We start from the raw sequence: 19,248 nt of genomic DNA on the forward strand, positions 1-19,248 counted from the left end.
TACTGGCCTCGATGCGGCCCTCGGCCTCGGGTCGAACACTGGCCTCGGCCCCGGCACCTGCGTCGGTTCGGGTTCCGGCCTCGGTTTGGGTACTGACGCTGGCCCTGGCGCTGATGTGGTCCTCGGCCTCGGCACCCGTGTTGGTTCTGGTGCCGGAGCCCGTTTGGACACTGGCCCCGACCTGGGCGTCGGTCTCGGAGTTGGGGCTGGGTCGGGGGGAGGGGGTGGGGACGAGGTAGGCGGTGAGGCGGCGGATGCCGTTGTCCTCGCGGGCGATGACGTGGCCGTGGGCGACGGAGGGGTGGCGGCGCAGGACGGTTTCGATCTCGGTGAGTTCGATGCGGAAGCCGCGGATCTTGACCTGGGCGTCGGCGCGGCCGACGTAGTCGAGGACGCCGGACGGGCGGCGGACGACGAGGTCGCCGGTCCGGTACATGCGGGTGCCGGATTCGTACGGGTTCGCCACAAAGCGTTCGGCGGTCAGGGCCGGTCGGCCGAGATAGCCGCGGGCGAGGCCGCCGCCGGAGACGTACAGCTCGCCGGGCACCCCGTCCGGGACGGGCCGCAGCGCCGAGTCCAGCACGTACAGCCGCGAGCCACGGACGGGCCGTCCGATCGGCGCGCCGGGCCCGTCGGGCAGCGGCCCGAGCACGGTGACGATCGTCGTCTCGGTGGGCCCGTACATGTTCACCATGCGCCGTCCCGGGGCCCAGGCGGCGACGAGCTCGGGCGGGCACGCCTCGCCGCCGACGCCGATCGCGCGCAGCCCCGGCAGCCCGCCGGGCGGCACGGCGGCGAGCGCCGACGGGATGGCGAACGCGTGCGTCACCCCGGCGAGCCGCTCGCGCAGCTCGGCGCCCACGGTGACGCCGGGCGGCACCAGCACGAGGGCGGCGCCCGGCCCGAACGCGAGCAGCAGCTCCAGGACGGACGCGTCGAAGCTGGGCGACGACCCGGCGAGCACCCGCCCGTCCGGCGTCACGTCGAACAGCTCCGCCTGGTGGTCGGCGAAGGAGGCGAGCCCCCGGTGGGAGACGACGACGCCCTTGGGCAGCCCCGTCGTCCCCGACGTGTAGATGACGTAGGCGGCCTCATCCGGGTGCGCCTCGTACCGGACGGGATCAGCGGGCAGCCCGGCGGCGTCGGCGACGGCGAGCCACTCCCGCGCGGGCAGCCCCGGCACGTCCGGGGGCGCGGCGAGCGCGAGCAGCGGCCGGGCGTCGTCGAGCATGTACCGCAGCCGCTCGGCCGGGTAGGACGGGTCGAGCGGCAGGTAGGCGGCGCCCGTCTTGCCCACCGCCAGGATCGCGACGACGAGGTCGGCCGAACGCGGCAGCGCCAAGGCGACGATCTCGCCGGGCCCGGCCCCGCGCCCGCGCAGGAGCCCCGCGAGCCGGTCCGCCTCGGCGTCCAGCTCGCCGTACGTCAGCTGGACGCCGTCCGCCGCCACGGCCAGCGCGTCCGGCGTCTTCTGCGCGTGCTGCTCCACGAGCGAGGCGAGCGTGCGAGGCGACGACGCCGGAGGCCCCGCGAGGACACCGGGCACAGGCACAAGATCGAGACGCCCCATCGGGGTGTCCGGAGAGGAGGAGGCGAGGACGTCCAACGCCGAAAGGAAGCCGTCCCGCAGCGCGGTGAGCGTCTCGGGCGGGTACAGCGCGGGGTGCCCGTCGAAGTCGACGCGCAGCGCGTCCTCGAACCCGTCGTAGACGTTGACCGCGAGGTCCTGCGTGGGCCCGAGGGAGAGCACCCGCAGCGCGATCGACGCGTCGGGCAGCGTGATCGGCTTGTCGAGCCGCAGGATGTTGACGACGGGCCCGTACAGCGACCTCGGGTCTTGTGTGAGCCCGAGGTCGCGCCGCAGCTCCTCGTACCGGTACCGCTGGCGGCGCAGCAGCCCCGCCGCGTCCGAGGTGACGCCCCTGACGAACTCCGCCACGGGCTGCCAGGGGTCGAGCCGCGTGCGCAGCGGAAGCACGTTCGACATCATCGCCGGGGTCCGCCGGGCCGCCGGGGTGGTCCTGGCCGTTACGGGAACACCCAGGCTCACGTCATCAAGGCCGGTCGTGCGCGCGGTGAAGGCGGCCATCGCCGCGAGCAGCAGGCCGGGCACGTTGGTGCCGAGCGCGTGCGCCCGCGCGGCGAGTCCGGCGTCGAGCGTGCCGCTGACGCGGTGCGCGGCGGCCGACGGCGGCACCGGCGCGTGCCGTCCGGAGAGGCTGCGGATCTCGGGCGGCTCGGCGAACCGCCCGGTCCAGTAGGCGCGGTCGCGCGTGTGCCGGTCGGACGCGGTGTAGGCGTGCTCGGCCGCGACGACCTCGGCGAGCGAGCCGAAGTCGATGACGGGCTCCTCGCCCCGGAGCAGCGCCGTGTACGCCTCGGTGGCCTGCCTGACGATGATCTGCCCGCCGTACCCGTCGAGGGCGATGTGGTGCGACCGCACGTAGAAGTGGCCGCGGCCGGGCCCCAGCGTCAGGAGGGCGATCTTGTACAGCCGGTCCGTGCCGAGCCGGAACGGCGCGGCGAGGTCGGCCCGCATCCAGCGCAGCGCCGCCGCCTCGGGATCGGATTCCCCGGCGAAATCGACACGGGTCACCGAATTGTCAAGACAATGGCCGGGCGTCTGCTCGGGAACCCCGTCCCGCACGTCGATCCCGACGTGCAGGGCCTCGATTTCGCTCAGTATCCGGGACGCTACGGAGCAGAGTAGCTCCGGGTCGAACGCCCCGTCCAGGTCGGCGTAAAGGCCGATCTTCAGCGGAAGCTCCGGTGCGAGCTGCTGGGCCGCCCAGATGCTGAACTGCGCCGGCGAGAGTTCCATGAATTCAGGACCGTACAGTGACCTAACTCACCTGGCAACCGAGCCGAATTGGCCGGACCCGGGCTGTCCGGCGACGACAAAACGGCGTCGCGATTCTGTCGAAAATTGAGCCGACACGGCGCCGCCCGGCCGTCCCGACCCCGGCCCCGCCCACGCCGCCCGCGAGCCCGCCCCGCGACCCCGTCGTGACGTCCGTCCGGCGGCCGCCCCTACCCGCGCCGCACTCCGACAACGGCCACCAAAATCGGACAGGCCATGAGTGCCATACATGGACATAGCCGACACAACGCCATACCCCTTCCGGGCCCCGGCACTTCGGGTGACGGCCCGTGACGCAAGCAGATCTGGATCTTGTGCTTCCAGCTCTTTAGGGTAAAGGCGGAAACTTCCCCGACGAGAGGTTCAACCGTGCCCGGGACAATTCCCGATATGCTGTCACCGGAATTCGCAGCGGACCCGTACAGCGCGTACGCCGCCTTCCGAGAGCAGGCGCCCCTCTTCTACCACGAGGTCATGCAGTCGTATGTCCTCTCGCGTTACGTGGATGTCGAGCGGACGTTCAAGGACCCCGTCTTCACCACCGCGAACTACGACTGGCAGCTCGAACCCGTCCACGGCAAGACCATTCTCCAGCTGAGCGGACGCGAACACTCCGTGCGCCGTGCCCTGGTCGCCCCCGCGTTCCGTGGAAGCGAACTCCAGGAGAAGTTCCTGCCGGTCATCGAGAAGAACTCGGCGGAACTGATCGACCGTTTCCGGGCCGCCGGGAGCGCCGACCTCGTGACGCAGTTCGCCAACCGCTTCCCGGTCGGCGTCATCGTCGACATGCTCGGCCTCGACAAGGCCGACCACGACCGTTTCCAGCGCTGGTACACGTCGATCATCGCGTTCCTCGGCAACCTCAGCGGCGACGAGCAGGTGACGGCGGACGGCCTCCGCACCAAGGAGGAGTTCGCCGCGTACATGATCCCCGTCGTCCGGGCCCGCCGGGACGCGCTCGGCGACGACCTCCTGTCCACGCTCGTCAGCGCCGAGATCGACGGCGAGACGATGAGCGACGAGGACGTGAAGGCGTTCTGCAGCCTCCTGCTCGCGGCGGGCGGCGAGACCACCGACAAGGCGATCGCCAGCATGTTCGCGCTGCTGCTCCAGCACCCCGAGCAGCTGGAGGCGGTCAGGGCCGACCGGAGCCTCATCGCGCCCGCGTTCGCCGAGACGCTCCGCTTCCGCCCGCCGGTGCACATGATCATGCGCCAGCCGGCCGAGGACGTGGAGATCGCGGGCGGCGTCATCCCGGCGGGCAGCACCGTCACCGCGCTGATCGGCTCGGCCAACCGCGACCCCGAGCGGTACAAGAACCCCGACGCGTTCGACATCTTCCGCGACGACCTCACCGCGTCGAGCGCGTTCTCGGCGGCGGCCGACCATCTGGCGTTCGCGCTCGGCAGGCACTTCTGCGTCGGCGCGCTGCTCGCCAAGTCCGAGGTCGAGGTGGCCGCCAACCAGCTGCTCGACGCGTTCCCCGACCTGCGGTTCGCCGACGGGTTCGTCCCGGTCGAGAAGGGTGTGTTCACCCGTGGCCCGGCCGAGCTGCGGGTCGCGTTCACCCCGGCCTGACCGGCGGCTAGAGGTCCACGCGGGTGGTGGGCGTGAAGGCGACGGGCAGGGTGTACAGGCCGCGCATCCAGAACGACGGCCGCCACTGCAGCTCCTTCGCGTCCACCGCGAGCGTGACGTCGGGAAGCCGGTCGAGCAGCACCTCGATCGCCGTCTTCGCGATCACCTCGCCGATCTCGGGCCCCGGGTACGGGCAGCCGTGCTCGCCGTGCCCGAACGACATGTGCGCCCGGTTCGTCCCGGCCTGGTGGTAGGACGGCGACACCTGCGGATCCCGGTTGGCCGCCGCGTACCCCAGCACCAGCAGGTCGCCGCGCCGGATCCGCCGCCCGCCCAGCTCACAGTCGTGCACCGCCCAGCGGCCGATGAAGTTCTGCGTCGGGGTGTCCTTCCACAGCGCCTCGATCAGCGCGTGCGACACGCTGCTCCGCCCGCCCTGCAACGACACGGAGAACTCGTCGTCGATGAGCATGAGGCGCAGCGCGTTGCCGATCCAGTTCCCGACCGGGGCCTGCGCGGCGGCCATCACCACGAGGAGGTCGATGATGATCTCGTCGTCGCTCAGCGCCGCCTCGTGCCCGAGCAGCCGCGACGGCACGTCGAAGCCGGGACGGTCGTGCTTGTCCGTCACGAGGCGCCGCATCCGCTCCTGGATGCGGCCGTGCGCCAGCGCCGCCTTCTCGTCGACGTCCAGGGACTCCGCGACGTCCTGGACGAGCACCGGGATGTCGTGCTCCGGCAGCCCGAACAGCCGCGCCAGCACGTGCAGCGTGATCTGCGACGCGAACTGCTCGACCAGGTCGGCGGTGCCGTCGCCGGAGAACTCGTCGATGAGCAGGTCGGCCGCCCGCTCGCACACCGCGGCGACCTCCGTCCGGTCGAAGATGTCCAGCGCGTCGCCGATCGCGCCGGCCCGCCGCTGGTGCGCCGGGCCCTCGGCGAACATCACCGAGGGCGTCCAGCCGACGTACGGCATGAGCGGCCACTCCTCGGGGACGCGCTCCCACTGGTTCCAGCGCCGCGAGTCCCGCGCGAACAGCTGCGGATTGCTCGTGACGTGGTGCGCCTCCCGGTACCCGATGACGAACCACGCGGGCACGTCGTCGTCGAGGAGGATCGGCGCGACGGGCCCGTGGGAGCGCCGGATCTCCTCGTACAGGTCGGTCGGGTCGGCGGCGATGTGCGTGCCGTACAGCCGGATCGGCTCTTGCGCGGTCAAGGCTTTGCCTCCGAGATCTTGGCCTCCGAGAGACGGGTCAGATGGCGGACCAGCGTGATGAGGACGAGCTTGCCCGACTCGCGCATCCGGGCGTCGCAGTCGAGCAGCGGGACGCCGGGATCGAGCGACAGCGCGTCCCGCACCTGCTCCAGGCTCGGCTCGTGCGGCTCGAACCGGTTCACGGCGACCACGAACGGCATGCCGTGGTACTCCAGCCTGTCGATCGCGTACCAGGAGTCCTTCAGCCTGCGGGTGTCCACGAGGACGACCGCGCCGAGGCTGCCCGCGAACAGCTGGTCCCACAGGAACCAGAAGCGGTCCTGGCCGGGCGCGCCGAACAGGTAGAGCACCTGCGAGTCGTTGAGGGTGATCCGGCCGAAGTCGAACGCGACGGTCGTCGTGCGCTTGCCCGCGACCTTGTCGATGTCGTCGACGCCGACCCCGGCCTGCGTCATGATCTCCTCGGTGCTCAGCGGGTTGATCTCGCTGACCGCGCTCACCATCGAGGTCTTGCCTACGCCGAAGCCCCCCACGATCACGATCTTCAGCCCGTCGGTGGCCGTACCGCGCAGCGGGGTGCGCACGGCCGGATCAGAGACTCTGGAGTCCAAGGAGCACCTGCTTCAGCGTTTCCATGTCGGGGTGTGCGGACGTGCGCGGGCGGGCGGGGGCGCGCACCACGAGCCGTCCGGTGTCGATGAGGTCGGTGAGGAGGAGCTTGACCACGCTGATCGGCAGCCGCATCTCGGCCGAGAGCTCCACCACGGAGATGGGCGCCCGTGCCAGCGTCAGGATCACCGCGAACTCCGACTGCATGCGGGGCGTCGGCGCGGACTCGGCGATGACGAGCGTGACGATGTCCAGGCCGGTGTCGGCGGCGTCGGTGCGGCCCCCGGTGACGGTGTAGAACCGGTCGGGGTCCTCCTCGGCGAGCGGCCCCGCGCTCACGGCGCCGGATCGGGTCGGCGGGGCGCGGCGGTGAGGAACCCGCCGATCCGCTCGACGAGCCCGCTCATGTTGTGGCCGATGATCCCCACGTCGGAGTCCTCCTCGGCGACGACGGCGAGGTGCGCGCCCTCGCCCGCCGGGACGATGAGGAGCAGGCCGCCGGAGAACTCGACCATCGCCTGTCCGGGGCCGAGACGCTCCCCGAACTCCGCGGACGCGCTCAGCGACAGGCTCTGGATGCCCGCGGCGATCGCCGCGAGATGGTCGGCTCTGTCCACGTTCAGGCCCGTCGTGTAGCACATCTTCAGGCCGTCCTTGGACAGCACGAGGATGTGGCGGATGCCCGGCGTCTTCTGCCGCAGGGCCTCCAGCAGCCATTCCAGGGTCTGCTCCGTCGCACTTGGGGAGTCGAGAGTGCTCATATCAGGAAAGCCGGTTCCTATCGTTCGTCCTGGGTCTGCGGCGCGTCTTTTCCGGACCGCCGGAAGGCGGAGAACCGGGCGCCCGCCTCGCGGATGTCCGCGGCGGGCGGCGGTTCGGCCGGAAGTTCGTGATGGGCCGCCGCGGCCAGCGACGCGCCCCTGGGGCGTTTGGGCAGGTCCGGCCAGGACGTGCCGCCGGGCGTGCCGCCCGGCACCGGCTGCTCCCCGGTCGTCGCGACGGTCCGGGCCTCGGCGCGGCGGCGGGCGGCGATCGCGACCCGGGACAGGTCGGGCCTCGGCTGGGTGACGAGCTGGCGCGGGATCATCATGATCGCGCCGGTGCCGCCCCTGGCCGACGGCCGGAAGCTCACCTTGAACCCGTACTTGGTGTTCAGCCTGCCGACGACGGCGAGGCCGAGCCGGGTGCCGGACATCGTCCGCATGTCCATCGTGCCGTTGACCAGGGACTCGGCGCGCTGGCGCTCGCGCTTGCGCATGCCCAGGCCGCTGTCCTCGACGGTGATGATGACGCCCGCGTCCTCCTCCTCCAGGTAGACGTGGACCTCGCTTCCGTGCGCCGAGAACGTCGTCGCGTTGTCCATCAGCTCGGCCAGCGCGTGCATCGCGCCCTCCGCCGCGTAGCCGACGACCGCCGACTGGCTCGTGTTGTGCAGCCGGACGCGGCGGTAGGCGTCGATCCTGCCCATCGCGCCGCGCAGGATGCTCTCCATGACGATCGGCTTGGTCCAGCGGCGTCCGGTGCGGCCGCCGCTGAGCAGCGCGATGCTGTCCGCGAGCCGGCCGAGCTGCGACACCCGGTGGTCGATCTCCAGCAGGTCGGAGAAGACCTTGTCGTCGCCGTAGCGGTGCTCCAGCTCGCGCAGCTCGGCCAGCAGGCTCGTCGTCTGCGCCTGGACCCGCGCCGCGGCGTTCGCGCACGCCGCCATGGCCGCGCCGCCGCGCCGCTCGGAGCCCGTGACGGCGGCGGTGACGGCCTCCATGAGCCGTTCCGCCTCCGGGTCCTCGGGACGGTCCAGGGTCGCCATGACGGTCTCGAACGAGGCGTGCTCGTCCCGGGCCAGGCGGACGATCTCCGGCAGGTACTCGTCGGTGACCCGGACCGTCTCGGCCTCGCGGTGCGCGGCGGCGGCCACCGCGGCGGTGGTGCGCTGCTCGGCGGCGTGCAGTTCGGCGGCGACGGTGTGCAGCAGCCGCTGCAGTGTGACGTTCTCCGGCCTGCGGATCTCGCCCAGCACCGTCTCCAGGGAGGCGCCCTCGCGGGCCCGCCGGACCAGGATCGGCAGCGACTCCTCGCCGACCCGGTACAGCTCGTTGTCGGCGCTCGCCAGCTCGGCCTTGGCGTAGGCGAGCCGGCTCCGGTCCCAGCTTCCGCGCGCCGCGAAGTAGACGGTGAGCGCGCACGACAGGCACAGCGCCAGGCCCAGCCCGCCGCCGGCCCAGGCGGTGACGGCGCGCAGCTCGCCGGGGACCGCGGTGACCGCCCACACCCAGCCCGCCCCGGCGGCCAGGACGCAGCACAGCCAGACGAGCAGGGCCCGTTCGACGGGTGGACGGGGGGCCTTGCGGGGTGGGGATGCCGAAGACATGGATCAGGTCCTCATCACGTGCCGGACACGATGCTTTGCGCAGCTCGCAGCATGCCTCATTCCGGTGCTCCGACGTGACATTTTCTGTTATCTGCCGACGACTTCCGGTATCTCATGCGACGCTGGACGATCTCCCCTCGCCGGTGAATTGTCACGTTCCATAGTGCTAACCCCCAGCTAGCCAGCCACCCAAGTGACGGGAACACTCCGTTCCGTTGTGTCGGAACTCATATTCACCGCTTGCATTAAGCCCAACCCCCCAAATCCACCTCCCTCCACCAAACCCCCAAAACTCACCCCCAACCCCCAAACCTCTCATCATCCGACAAATCCCCACCTCACCCCACGAATGTCCGAATCCCCCGTCCTAACCCACCAAAACCACACCATTCACCCATTCCAATTCCCCCCGGTCCAGCCCCGATCCAGCCCCACCCCGCCCTAAAAGAACCCTTATCCCCAAGCCCGAACGGCCCCTTCCCGAGAACCCCACCAGACAAGCAACTCGACACGACGACCGCCCAAGCCGTGTGGCGGGCCGGGAGGCTCCGACGGGCGACGTGGAGGGGTCGGTCGGGTGGGTGGGGATCGGGGAGAGATCGGGGAAAAGGGGTGGCCCCCGGCCGGGGAGGGGCGGGGGCCACGGTGGGTGGTGGTCAGGAGACCGGTGCTAGTTCTTCGGTGTCTTCTCGGGTCGGGGGCGGGGTGGCCGGGGCTGCCTGCTTTTTGGCCTGCCGGGCCTCGCGGCGGGTCTCGACCATGGTGTAGAGGGTCGGGATCAGGACGAGGGTGAGCAGGGTGGAGCTGAGCAGGCCGCCGATGACGACGATGGCGAGCGGCTTGGAGATGAAGCCGCCGTGGCCGGTGATGCCCAGCGCCATCGGGATCAGCGCGAAGATCGTCGCCAGCGCCGTCATGAGGATCGGCCGGAGCCTGCGGCGGCCGCCCTCGATCACCGCCTCATGGATCGACATACCGCGCTCGCGGTAGGTGTTGATGAGGTCCACCAGGACGATCGCGTTGGTGACGACGATGCCGATGAGCATCAGCAGACCGATCATCGCGGCGACGCCCAGCGGCGTCCCGGTCACGAGCAGCAGCACCACCGCGCCGGTCGCCGCGAACGGGATCGACACCAGCAGCACGAGGGTCTGCCGGATGCTGCCGAACACCGCCACGAGGATCAGGAACACGATGAGGATCGCGGCGAGGATCGCCAGCCCGAGCTGGACGAACGCGTCCTCCTGGTCGGCGGTGACGCCGCCCAGGGTGTAGCTGACGCCCGCGGGCGGCTTGAGCCCGTCCAGCGCCTTCTGGACGGCCATGCTCGCCTTGCCGAGGTCCTCCCCGGCGGGGGCCGCCGAGACGGTGGCGGTGCGCTCGCCGTCGAGGCGGCTGCGCTCGACCGAGCCGTCGACCCGCGCCACGTCGGCGATGTCGCCGAGCTTCACGACGCCGCCCGCGGTGGGGATCGGCAGGTTGCGGACCTGCGCCAGCGAGGTCGGCTTGTCGGCGCCGCTCTTGATCACCACGTCCGTCTCGGCGCCGTCGATGGTGACGGTGGAGACGGTCGAGCCCTGGATGGCCTGGCCGACGATCTGCGCGATCGCGATCTCCGACAGCCCGGCCCGCGCCGCCTTGACGTTGTCGGCGCGGATGCTGATCTGCGGCGCGCTCTGGGCGAGGTCGGTGGTGACCTCCTTGAGCTCGGGCAGGTCGGCGAGGGCGGTGCGGACCTGCTCGGCGCCGGCGGCCAGCGCCCTGTCGTCGTCGGCGTTGACGAGCACCTGGATGGTGCTGGAGCCGCCGAAGCCGGTGTCGGCGCCGATGGTGATCTCACCGACTCCGGGCAGGGCCTTGAGCCGCTGCTCCAACTGCTCCTGGACCGTCTCCTGGTCGGCGTCGTCGGCCAGCGCCACGGTGAAGCCCGCGGTGTTGGCCCCGCCGCCGCCGCCCATCGGGCCGCCGCTGCCCTCACCGACGACGGCCTGGTAGGACGTGACGCCGTCGGCGTTCTTCAGCACGGCCTCGACCTTGCGCGCCGCCTCGTCGGTGGTGGCCAGGTCGGTGCCCACGGGCAGCGTCTGGGTGACCCGCAGCGAGTTGACCTCGGAGTCGCCGATGAAGCTGGTCTTCAGGCCGCCCGCCAGCGCGAACGTGCCGATCAGGATGACGACGGCGCCGGTGAGCACCGTCTTGCGGGACTTCACCGCCCACTCGATCACCGGGACGTAGTAGCGCTGGAGCAGCCCCTGGCGCTCCTCCTCCTCGACCCGGGCGCGGAACGCGGCGACGTCGCCGCCGGTGTCGGGCGCCTTGAGGAACCAGTACGCCAGCACCGGGATGATCGTGAGGGAGACCACGAGCGAGGCCACCATCGCGACCGTGACGGTGATGGAGAACGGGCCGAACAGCTCGCCGACCATGCCGCCCACGGTGGCGATCGGCAGGAACACCGCGACGGTGGTGGCCGTGGAGGACGTGACGGCCCCCGCGACCTCCTTGACCGCGTCCATGATCGCCTGGCGCTTCTCCTCGCCGTAGCCGAGGTGGCGCTTGATGTTCTCCAGGACGACGATCGAGTCGTCGACCACCCGGCCGACCGCCATGGTGAGCGCGCCGAGGGTGAGCATGTTGAGGGTGTAGTCGTAGAACTTGAGCGTGATCAGCGCGACCACGAGGGACAGCGGGATGGACACCGCGGTCACCAGGGTCGAGCGGCCCGAGCGCAGGAAGACGACGATCACCAGCACGGCCATGATCAGGCCGAGGGCGCCCTCCTCCACCAGGCCGCGCACGGAGGCGGCGACCGGCTCACCGAGGTCCATGATCACGGTGAGCTCGGCGCCCTGCCCGAGGGCGCGTTCCAGCTCCGGCAGCATCCCGAGGACGTCCTCGGAGACGTCGGGGGCGCTGCCGTCCCGGTCGAGGGTGATGGTCAGGCCGAGGCTGTCCTGGCCGTTGGTGCGGGTCAGCGAGCTGGGGTCGGCGTCGACGAGCGCGACCTGGGCGATCTGGCCGAGCCGGACCGGACCGGCTGTCGCGGTGGTTCCGGCGGCGGGCCCGGCCGGGGTGATCCAGAGGTTCTGGACGTCCTTCAGCGAGGCGATGGGGCCGCCGATCTGGACGCTGAGGCTCTTGCCGTCCTGGGCGATCTGGCCGCCCGGCACCGTCTTGCCCGCGGTCGCCAGCGCGTTGGTGATCGCCGTCGGGTCGAGCCCGCGCGCCGCCATGGCCGCGGCGTCCGGCACGATCTGGACGCTCCGCGCGCGCTCGCCGGAGACGGTGACCTCGTTGACGCCCTCGACCGCCTGGATCCGTGGGAGGACCGACGTCTGGAGCCGTTCGGCCAGGGCGCGCTGGTCGCCGCTGCCGGAGGCGGCGAGGACCAGCGTGGGGATGAGATCCCCGGTGGAGCCGGTGATGACCTGTGGCTCGACCGCCGAGGGCAGGCGCGCGGAGAGCTTGTTCACCGCCTGCTGGACGTCGCTGGCCATCCGGTCGGTGTCGGTGCCGAACTCGAAGCCGACGCTGATGGTCGCGAAGCTCTGCCGGGAGACCGAGGCCATGGTCTCCAGGCCGTCGGTCCCCTTGATCGCGTCCTCGATCGGCTTGACGACCTGTTCCTCGACGACCTCGGGGGAGGCGCCGGGGTAGACGGCCGTGATGAAGACGCCGGGGAAGCTGATGTTGGGCAGCAGCTGCTGCTTCAGCGTCGGGATCGCGTACGCGCCCACGGCGAGCACCGCGAGCGTGATCAACAGGACCAGCTTCCGGTGCTTGAGACTGACTCTGGACAACCAGGACACGGGGGAATGCTCGTTTCGCGAGAGTTCGGACAAGACGCTATTCACTTTGCCGCCGCGCACGGGGCTCCCGAATCGGAGCACGGCGGGTAGTTCGCCTACCGCGTCCGCGGTATGCGGAGAGTCACCGCTCGCCCGGACGGACGAGGCCCGTCTCGTAGGCGATGACCACGAGCTGGGCCCGGTCGCTGACCCCCAGCTTGGACATCGTGCGGTTGATGTGCGTCTTTACTGTATGTGGGCTCAAGTGAAGTCTGAGCGAGATGCCGTCGTTGGACAGGCCGCCCGCGACGAGGGAGAGCACCTCACGCTCACGCGGAGTGAGCTCGGCCAGCCGCTCCCGGCCCTCCAGCCAGGGGGCCGCGGGCGTCTCGCGGAACCGCACGATCAACGCCTTCGTCGCGGCGGGCGACAGCAGCGACTCGCCTGCCGCGACGGTGCGGATCGCGGCGAGCAGCTCCACCGGCTCGACGCCCTTGCCCAGGAACCCGCTGGCGCCCGCGCGCAGCGCCTCGAACACGTATTCGTCGAGCTCGAACGTAGTGAGGATGAGCACCTTGCAGGACGGCATGGACTCCTTGAGCTTGCGGGTGGCCTCCAGGCCGTCCATCCCCGGCATCCTGATGTCCATGATCACCAGATCGGCGGCCGTCTCGACCGCGACCGCCACCGCCTCGCCGCCGTCGGCGGCCTCGCCCACGACCTCCATGCCGGACTCCCGGCTGAGCAGATAGCGCAGGGTGCCGCGCAGGAGCGCCTGGTCGTCGGCCAGCACCACCTTGATCATCGCACCCCCAGGGGAAGTTCCGCCTCGACCCTGAACCCGCCGCCGTCCGCCGGGCCCGCCGCGAGCGCGCCGCCCACCGCCGCCGCGCGCTCGCGCATGTTGACCAGCCCCCGGCCCGCGCCCTCCCCGGCGCCCGGACCGCCCGTTCCGTCGTCCTCCACCGTGATGCGCAGCATGTCGGGCGCGTAGCTGAGCCTGACCCTGGCCGCCGCGACGCCCGCGTGCTTGCGCACGTTCGTGAGGGCCTCCTGGATGATCCGGAAACCCGACACGTTCACCGCCGACGGTAGTGCCCCCGGCGACCCGTCGACGGAGATATCCACAGCCATTCCTGCCCGTTCGAACGCTTTGGCCATTTCGTCCAGGCGATCGAGTCCCGGCACCGGGCTGCGCGGCGTCTCCGCCTCCTCCTCGCGGTCGCCGAGCAGCCCGACGATCGCCCGCAACTCGGTCAGCGCCTCCCGCGAGTCGTCCTTGATGTGCGCGAGCACCTCGGCGACCCGTCCCGAAGCCTCGTTGAGATGCAGCGTCACCGCCGCCTGCGCGTTGATCAGCGTGAGCTGGTGCGCGACGACGTCGTGCAGCTCGCGCGCGATCCGCATGCGCTCCTCGGCGACCCGGCGCGCCGCCACCTCGTCCCTGGTCCGCTCGGCCCGCGCCGCCCGCTCCTCCAGGGCCGCCACGTAGGCGCGGCGGGTGCGGACCGCGTCGCCCAGGGCCACCGCGAGCGCCACGCCGGTGCAGATCCCGAGCAGTTGCCGCTCCCACTCCCAGCTGCCCTCCAGGACGACGAACGAGATCGTCCACAGGGCGGTGCAGCCGCCCGCCGTCCAGCCCTTCAGCCGGTCGGTGCGCAGCGCGACCCCGTAGAGCGCCACCTGGACGGGCAGGGCGAGCAGCTCCCCTCCGGGCCAGACCTGGTGGACGGTGGACACCGCCGTCACCGCGACGAGCACGCCGACGGGCCAGCGGTCGCGGAAGAACAGCGGCAGGCTCGCCAGGGCCGCGAACACGTAGTTCGCGGGCACGAGCTCCCGCTGCTGGCCGTGGGGGTCCACCTGGAGCAGCATCAGCGAGATCGCGAAGACGGCGAGGCACAGCGCCGCGCCGACCAGCGCCGGACGCCCGCGCCACCAGCGGCGCCACCTCGGAAACCACACACGACCACGGTAAGCGACGACTCACCAGGAAATGGACGAACCGCCCACCGCCGCTCGGTCGCCCACCCATTTCGGAACGTGCCAGGACGGCCTCCGAGAGGGCAGGTCGTTTCGCCGATGCCCCGCCCACCCCCGCCACCACAGACTTCCTCGCAACGCCCGCGGCATCCGCCCCGCCGCGGTGCCCGAGAGGAGTCCCCCCATGTTCCGCAAGCACCTGGACGCCCTGCGCCTGCTCCCGGCCGCGGTGGCCGTCGCGGCCATCAGCGTCTTCGCGGCGGCGCCCGCTCACGCGGCCAACCCCTACGAGCGCGGCCCGGCGCCCACCAACGCGAGCATCGAAGCCACCCGTGGCTCGTTCGCCACGTCGGAGACGTCGGTGTCGAGCCTGGTCGTCAGCGGCTTCGGCGGAGGCACGATCTACTACCCGACCTCGACCAGCGCCGGAACCTTCGGCGCCGTCGTGATCTCGCCCGGCTTCACCGCCTACCAGTCGAGCATCGCCTGGCTCGGGCCCCGCCTCGCCTCCCAGGGCTTCGTGATCTTCACGATCGACACGAACACCACACTGGACCAGCCCGACAGCCGCGGCCGCCAGCTCCTCGCCGCCGCCGACTACCTGACGCAGCGCAGCTCCGTCCGCACCCGCATCGACACCACCCGCGTCGCCCTCATGGGCCACTCCATGGGCGGAGGCGGCGTCCTGGAGGCGATCAAGACCAGGCCGTCCATCAAGGCGGGCATCCCGCTGACCCCGTGGAACCTGACCAAGAACTGGTCCGGCAACCGCGTGCCCACCCTGATCATCGGCGCCGAGTCCGACAGCGTCGCGCCGGTCTCCAGCCACTCCGAGCCCTTCTACACGAGCCTTCCGTCGACCCCCGACAAGGCGTACCTGGAGCTGAACAACGCGAGCCACTTCGCGCCGAACAGCTCCAACACCACCATCGCCAAGTACTCCATCTCCTGGCTGAAGCGCTTCGTGGACAACGACACCCGCTACACGCAGTTCCTCTGCCCCGGCCCGTCCCGCAGCACCCTCGTCGAGGAGTACCGCAACAGCTGCCCGCTCTGATCGTCGCGGCTCCGCCCCGACGTGATCGGGCGCTCGCGAGCCCGGCGCCCACCCCCGCGGCCCTGGCGGCCTCCGGGGTGGGCGCCGGGGCGCCTGATCCGGGTGGGGGCCGTTCCGGGTCCCCGGTGTGATCCCTCCTGGCGTAGCCGGGAGGGATCGCCGGTGTTCTGCGGCTACCGGGTCAGCGGCGGGCCCAGCGGTCGCAGCGCCAGGCGCCGTCGAGGCGGACGACCTCGCCTGACGGGGACGTGAAGGGCGCGTCCGTCAGCCGGACCGTCCGAGTGTCCAGGTCGACGGACACGCCGGTGGCCTCCCGGTTCTGGAATAGCCCGGGGGTCCACAGGAGGGCGCTCGGCGGGGAGCCGTCGTCGTAGGAGATGAGGAGGGTCTTGTGGACTTCGCCGTCCCGGTAGGTGGACGCCTCCAGGCGGATGGACCGCCCCGAGCGACGACAGGTGACCTCGGCCTTGCCGAACTCCTCCTGGACAGCCCCCGACACGCGGATATCGACCTGCTTCTGCGCCACGTGAAAGGGCGCGTCCTCCCTCTGGAACCATCCCGCCTCCGCAAGGGCACCGAATCCAAGGAGACCCGCCACCATCACACCCGCCGCCACGAGCTGTCCTCGGTGCCCCACAGCGCCCCATCCCTTCCCCACTCTTCTCCACCGTGTCCGACGAGCACAAAAGCCACCTGGTTCAGGAGGCCCGCCCCGACGGCGGACGCCTGGGACTCCGTGGACAGCGCCGTCCCCGCCCGACCACCCTCCCGGGGGGAACAAAACCGGCGCGTCCCCTTACGGGACGCGCCGGTCTTCGTGCGGGGGGCGCCGCCTGTGACCGGAGGCTCCGGTAGCCCCGATCACAGAAGGTCGCCCAGTGAGCGTCGCCTTGTCGTCGCCATGCTCGTCATCTGCCCGGATCGCCCGTAGGACGGCGACGGCGACGGCCTCAGGCGCCGCGCTTGGGCAGGATCCGCTTCACCGCCAGGCAGGCCGACACGAGCGTGAAGGTCGCCAGGCCGATCCACACGGCCTGCAGGCCGATGAAGGGAGCGGACGCGGCGGCGCCTCCGGCACCGGCCGCGATGCTCCCCAGGGGGGCGTTGTTGTACATCGTCACCACTTTCTCTCTTTACTGAGGGCGGCTTCCCAGAACGCTTTCGCCTGGGCCACCTGGAGGAAGACGTCGAAGACCATCTCGATCCAGATGGTCGCGGCGATCGCCATCTGGACCGGGCCCCGCTGGCGCACCGAGACGACGCGCTCGACCATGAAGACCACGGTCACGCCGAGCCAGAGCGGATGCAGGTGGAACTCGCCGACCGCCACCGCGTACGCGAGCGTGACCAGATAGGTCATGATCACGATGATCCCGATGAGGGAGAGCGCCTGACGTCCCCAGTAGGGACGGGTCACCGGCGTCCACCCGTAGTCCACGAGGTTCTCCAGCGCCCCGCGCTTCCAGCGGAGCCGCTGCCGGAACAGGTCGCCCCACGTGAGCATGACCTCGGTGGTGAGGGTGCACTCCGGCGGGCACAGGATCCTGAACCCCATGTGGAGGATCGCCAGGGTGAGCTCGTTGTCCTCGGTGAGCACGCGCACGTCGTAGACGGTCGGCTTGCCCGGGAGGTCGCCCTTGCGCCGCGTCTCGACGACCTCGTGCAGCACCCCCGCGCGGAACAGCGTCGCCGTCCCCGTGAGCACGAGGGCCTGGCCGTCCAGCCTGCGGACGTCGCGCGCGTAGCGGGCGTACTCGTTGCGCTGGAACATGCCGACGAGGCCGCCGCCCGGCTTGCCGGTGAACGTCCCGCCGATCGCCGCGTAGTCGCCCGAGGCCAGATACTCCACGCCGTAGTGGATGAACCCGGCGTCGAGGGAGGAGTCCGCGTCCATCACCATGATCACGTCATGGTCGTCGCAGACGTCCAGAAGCCGGTCGAGCACCTGGTTCAGCGCGCCCGCCTTCTTGTGTGGATTGTCCCTGGTCTCGACGATCTCCGCGCCGAGCAGGTGCGCGAGCGCGGCGGTCTTGTCGGTGCAGTTGTCGGCGATGACCACGATGTGGTCCGGCGGCCGCATCTGTCCCCGCAGCGAGGCGATCGTCTCGGTGATCTGCTTGACCTCGTTGTGCGCGGGGATCAGCACCGTCACGCGCAGCGCCGCCGGATCCATCCGCGGCAGGTCGCGCTTGCCGTCACCCGTGTGCCGCTTGCGGCGGCGCTGAGGCGGCGGAGGGGCCGTCGCGACGCGGGGCCGCGAGCCGGTCGGCGGCGGCGCGCTCCGCGGCGCCACCGGGACGTCCTGGCGGCCGGGGGCGAACCCCGTGCGTCCCGGGGTCCCGGTCCCGGGCGGCGACTGCGGGCGCCGGGGTGCGACCGGCACGGAGGGTGGCGGCGCCCCGGCGGGCCGCGGGCTCTGGAACGGCGGCCTACGCGGCGGTGCCGGGGGAGGGGCGCCCCACGCCGCAGGGCTGGGCCCTTTGCGCAGCTCCGGAGGGATATGCGCCCGCGCGGGCGTGGACCGCACGGGGACGAACCCCTCGGGCCGCGTCACCAGCGGGTCGCCGTCGAATCTCCGGTCGATCTGCGGCACCCAGGTGGAGATCGGCTGGGGCGTCGGATACCCGCCGGGGGTCGGTTCGTCCGCGGACATCGCGCATCAAGCTCCATCACCATCACTTCGGGGAGCACGAGCCCCAGCAGGCAGTATCGTACGTTCTCTGGAAAACCGGCTGTTTCACCAGGAAATCGTCGCGCAGCCGTTATGTGAGGTCACAGGGCGGTTGACGGATGATTCCTCCCCGTTCATCCGATCGGCGCGCGCCCCGACCCCGGCCCCTCAGGAAACGACGTGAGACAAGCCCTCCGCACCCTCGGAATGTTCGTTCTTGTAGCGGTCTGCTTCACCGTGGCCGTGGTCATCAATCTGGGGCCGCCCGCCTGGATGCGCGGCCTCTGGGAGAAGGAGGCGGCGGCCCCGGTCGAGCACCCGGTGCTCGGCCCGGAGGACGTCGCCAGGGCCGACCGCCCGGACGGCCTGCGCCTGGTGTGGCGCGAGGAGTTCACCGGCCCCCGGGGCGCCAAGCCGGACCCGGCGCGGTGGAACATCGAGACGACCACGCCCGACACCGGCGAGATCGAGCGGAACAGCCGCAGGAACGTCGCCCTGGACGGCAAGGGCAGGCTCGTCATCACGGCGCGCAAGACGGCCGCCGGGAAGCACACCTCCGCGCGCATCACCACCGAGGGCAAGTTCGAACCCACCTACGGCAGGATCACCGCGCGCATCAAGACGCCCAACGGACGCGGCCTGTGGCCCGCCTTCTGGCTGCTGGGCGGCGACCACCGTGAGAACCCGTGGCCCGCCTGCGGCGAGATCGACATCATGGAGCGGCGCGGCGACCTCATCGACAGGTACTACGCCACCGTCCAGGGGCCCGGCTACTCGGGCGTCGGCATCAGCAGGCAGTACTCACCGGGCCCTGGCACCGACTTCTCAGCGCGCTTCCACGTCTTCAGCCTCGACTGGACGCCTGACGCGCTCACCTTCATGATCGACGGCTACGTCGTGCACACCGTCGCCCGCGCGACGATCCCGGGCGAGTGGGTGTTCGACCACCCGTTCTTCGTCGTCCTCAACCTGGCGGTGGGCGGCCCCTTCCCCGGCGACCCCGACGCCGAGACGCCGTTTCCCGCACGCATGGTCGTGGACTACGTCCGCGCTTACGCCCTGCCTTCTGACACCGCGTCGTGACTGCATCGTTCCCTTGCCGGTGAGGTGACGCC

15 protein-coding genes are annotated in these 19,248 nt (G+C 71.2%); 3 read left to right on the forward strand and 12 right to left on the reverse strand.

Features of this window, described 5'->3' with window-relative positions; all coding sequences use genetic code 11:
• A partial coding sequence (locus LO762_RS26480) for an amino acid adenylation domain-containing protein (protein WP_230618745.1) occupies positions 1 to 2,821 on the reverse strand: 2,821 nt, incomplete at its 3' end.
• 429 nt (positions 2,822 to 3,250) lie between these two features.
• Here LO762_RS26480 and LO762_RS26485 point away from each other — a divergent pair.
• On the forward strand, positions 3,251 to 4,438 hold the full coding sequence (locus tag LO762_RS26485) for a cytochrome P450 (RefSeq protein WP_230618746.1): 1,188 nt from the start codon (positions 3,251 to 3,253) through the stop codon (positions 4,436 to 4,438).
• A 7-nt stretch (positions 4,439 to 4,445) separates the two neighbouring features.
• Here LO762_RS26485 and LO762_RS26490 read toward each other — a convergent pair whose 3' ends face one another.
• The 8 genes from LO762_RS26490 to LO762_RS33720 all read right to left on the reverse strand — a co-directional run bounded on the left by LO762_RS26490 (position 4,446) and on the right by LO762_RS33720 (position 14,387).
• A complete protein-coding gene (locus tag LO762_RS26490) occupies positions 4,446 to 5,657 on the reverse strand; it encodes a cytochrome P450 (protein WP_230618747.1) in 1,212 nt (403 codons plus the stop codon).
• Positions 5,654 to 6,268: an ATP/GTP-binding protein gene (locus LO762_RS26495; RefSeq protein ID WP_230618748.1), complete on the reverse strand. Its 615-nt coding sequence runs from the start codon at positions 6,266 to 6,268 to the stop codon at positions 5,654 to 5,656. The genes LO762_RS26490 and LO762_RS26495 overlap by 4 nt, the downstream gene beginning before the upstream one ends.
• Positions 6,249 to 6,605, reverse strand: coding sequence for a DUF742 domain-containing protein (locus tag LO762_RS26500; RefSeq protein WP_230618749.1), 357 nt, complete (start codon positions 6,603 to 6,605; stop codon positions 6,249 to 6,251). The genes LO762_RS26495 and LO762_RS26500 overlap by 20 nt, the downstream gene beginning before the upstream one ends.
• On the reverse strand, positions 6,602 to 7,027 hold the full coding sequence (locus tag LO762_RS26505; RefSeq protein WP_230618750.1) for a roadblock/LC7 domain-containing protein: 426 nt from the start codon (positions 7,025 to 7,027) through the stop codon (positions 6,602 to 6,604). Before LO762_RS26505 ends, LO762_RS26500 begins: the two co-directional genes overlap by 4 nt.
• Before the next feature lie 17 nt (positions 7,028 to 7,044).
• The gene (locus LO762_RS26510; RefSeq protein WP_230618751.1) at positions 7,045 to 8,634 is read right to left on the reverse strand and encodes a sensor histidine kinase KdpD; all 1,590 of its coding nucleotides are present in this window, start codon (positions 8,632 to 8,634) and stop codon (positions 7,045 to 7,047) included.
• Between the two features lie 656 nt (positions 8,635 to 9,290).
• On the reverse strand, positions 9,291 to 12,434 hold the full coding sequence (locus LO762_RS26515; protein WP_255687910.1) for an efflux RND transporter permease subunit: 3,144 nt from the start codon (positions 12,432 to 12,434) through the stop codon (positions 9,291 to 9,293).
• Between the two features lie 130 nt (positions 12,435 to 12,564).
• Complete coding sequence (locus LO762_RS26520) at positions 12,565 to 13,227, reverse strand: response regulator transcription factor (protein ID WP_230618753.1); 663 nt, start codon at positions 13,225 to 13,227, stop codon at positions 12,565 to 12,567.
• Positions 13,224 to 14,387 (reverse strand): sensor histidine kinase, encoded by a 1,164-nt coding sequence (locus LO762_RS33720; protein WP_230618754.1) that lies wholly within the window; start codon positions 14,385 to 14,387, stop codon positions 13,224 to 13,226. Before LO762_RS33720 ends, LO762_RS26520 begins: the two co-directional genes overlap by 4 nt.
• A 202-nt stretch (positions 14,388 to 14,589) precedes the next feature.
• Here LO762_RS33720 and LO762_RS26530 point away from each other — a divergent pair, with 202 nt between their 5' ends.
• The gene (locus tag LO762_RS26530; RefSeq protein WP_230618755.1) at positions 14,590 to 15,462 is read left to right on the forward strand and encodes an alpha/beta hydrolase; all 873 of its coding nucleotides are present in this window, start codon (positions 14,590 to 14,592) and stop codon (positions 15,460 to 15,462) included.
• Between the two features lie 181 nt (positions 15,463 to 15,643).
• On the opposite strand, the gene LO762_RS26535 is transcribed toward LO762_RS26530, so the two are convergent.
• The 3 genes from LO762_RS26535 to LO762_RS26545 all read right to left on the reverse strand — a co-directional run bounded on the left by LO762_RS26535 (position 15,644) and on the right by LO762_RS26545 (position 18,115).
• Positions 15,644 to 15,988 (reverse strand): hypothetical protein, encoded by a 345-nt coding sequence (locus tag LO762_RS26535; RefSeq protein WP_230618756.1) that lies wholly within the window; start codon positions 15,986 to 15,988, stop codon positions 15,644 to 15,646.
• A 424-nt stretch (positions 15,989 to 16,412) separates the two neighbouring features.
• A complete protein-coding gene (locus LO762_RS26540; protein WP_230618757.1) occupies positions 16,413 to 16,583 on the reverse strand; it encodes a hypothetical protein in 171 nt (56 codons plus the stop codon).
• Positions 16,580 to 18,115: a glycosyltransferase family 2 protein gene (locus LO762_RS26545; RefSeq protein ID WP_230618758.1), complete on the reverse strand. Its 1,536-nt coding sequence runs from the start codon at positions 18,113 to 18,115 to the stop codon at positions 16,580 to 16,582. The genes LO762_RS26540 and LO762_RS26545 overlap by 4 nt, the downstream gene beginning before the upstream one ends.
• Positions 18,116 to 18,313: 198 nt before the next feature.
• On the opposite strand from LO762_RS26545, the gene LO762_RS26550 reads away from it, so the two are divergent.
• Positions 18,314 to 19,216: a family 16 glycosylhydrolase gene (locus tag LO762_RS26550; protein WP_230618759.1), complete on the forward strand. Its 903-nt coding sequence runs from the start codon at positions 18,314 to 18,316 to the stop codon at positions 19,214 to 19,216.
• Positions 19,217 to 19,248: the final 32 nt, after the last annotated feature.

It is taken from the genome of Actinocorallia sp. API 0066, assembly GCF_020991275.1.
Lineage (GTDB): Bacteria > Actinomycetota > Actinomycetes > Streptosporangiales > Streptosporangiaceae > Actinocorallia.

Excerpts from the sequence above, each read along its gene's own strand:
- LO762_RS26530 (WP_230618755.1), top strand. The coding sequence starts at position 14,590 with ATGTTCCGCAAGCACCTGGACGCCCTGCGCCTGCTCCCGGCCGCGGTG.
- LO762_RS26485 (WP_230618746.1), top strand. The coding sequence starts at position 3,251 with ATGCTGTCACCGGAATTCGCAGCGGACCCGTACAGCGCGTACGCCGCC.
- LO762_RS26510 (WP_230618751.1), bottom strand. The coding sequence starts at position 8,634 with ATGTCTTCGGCATCCCCACCCCGCAAGGCCCCCCGTCCACCCGTCGAA.
- LO762_RS26520 (WP_230618753.1), bottom strand. The coding sequence starts at position 13,227 with ATGATCAAGGTGGTGCTGGCCGACGACCAGGCGCTCCTGCGCGGCACC.
- LO762_RS26545 (WP_230618758.1), bottom strand. The coding sequence starts at position 18,115 with ATGTCCGCGGACGAACCGACCCCCGGCGGGTATCCGACGCCCCAGCCG.
- LO762_RS26505 (WP_230618750.1), bottom strand. The coding sequence starts at position 7,027 with ATGAGCACTCTCGACTCCCCAAGTGCGACGGAGCAGACCCTGGAATGG.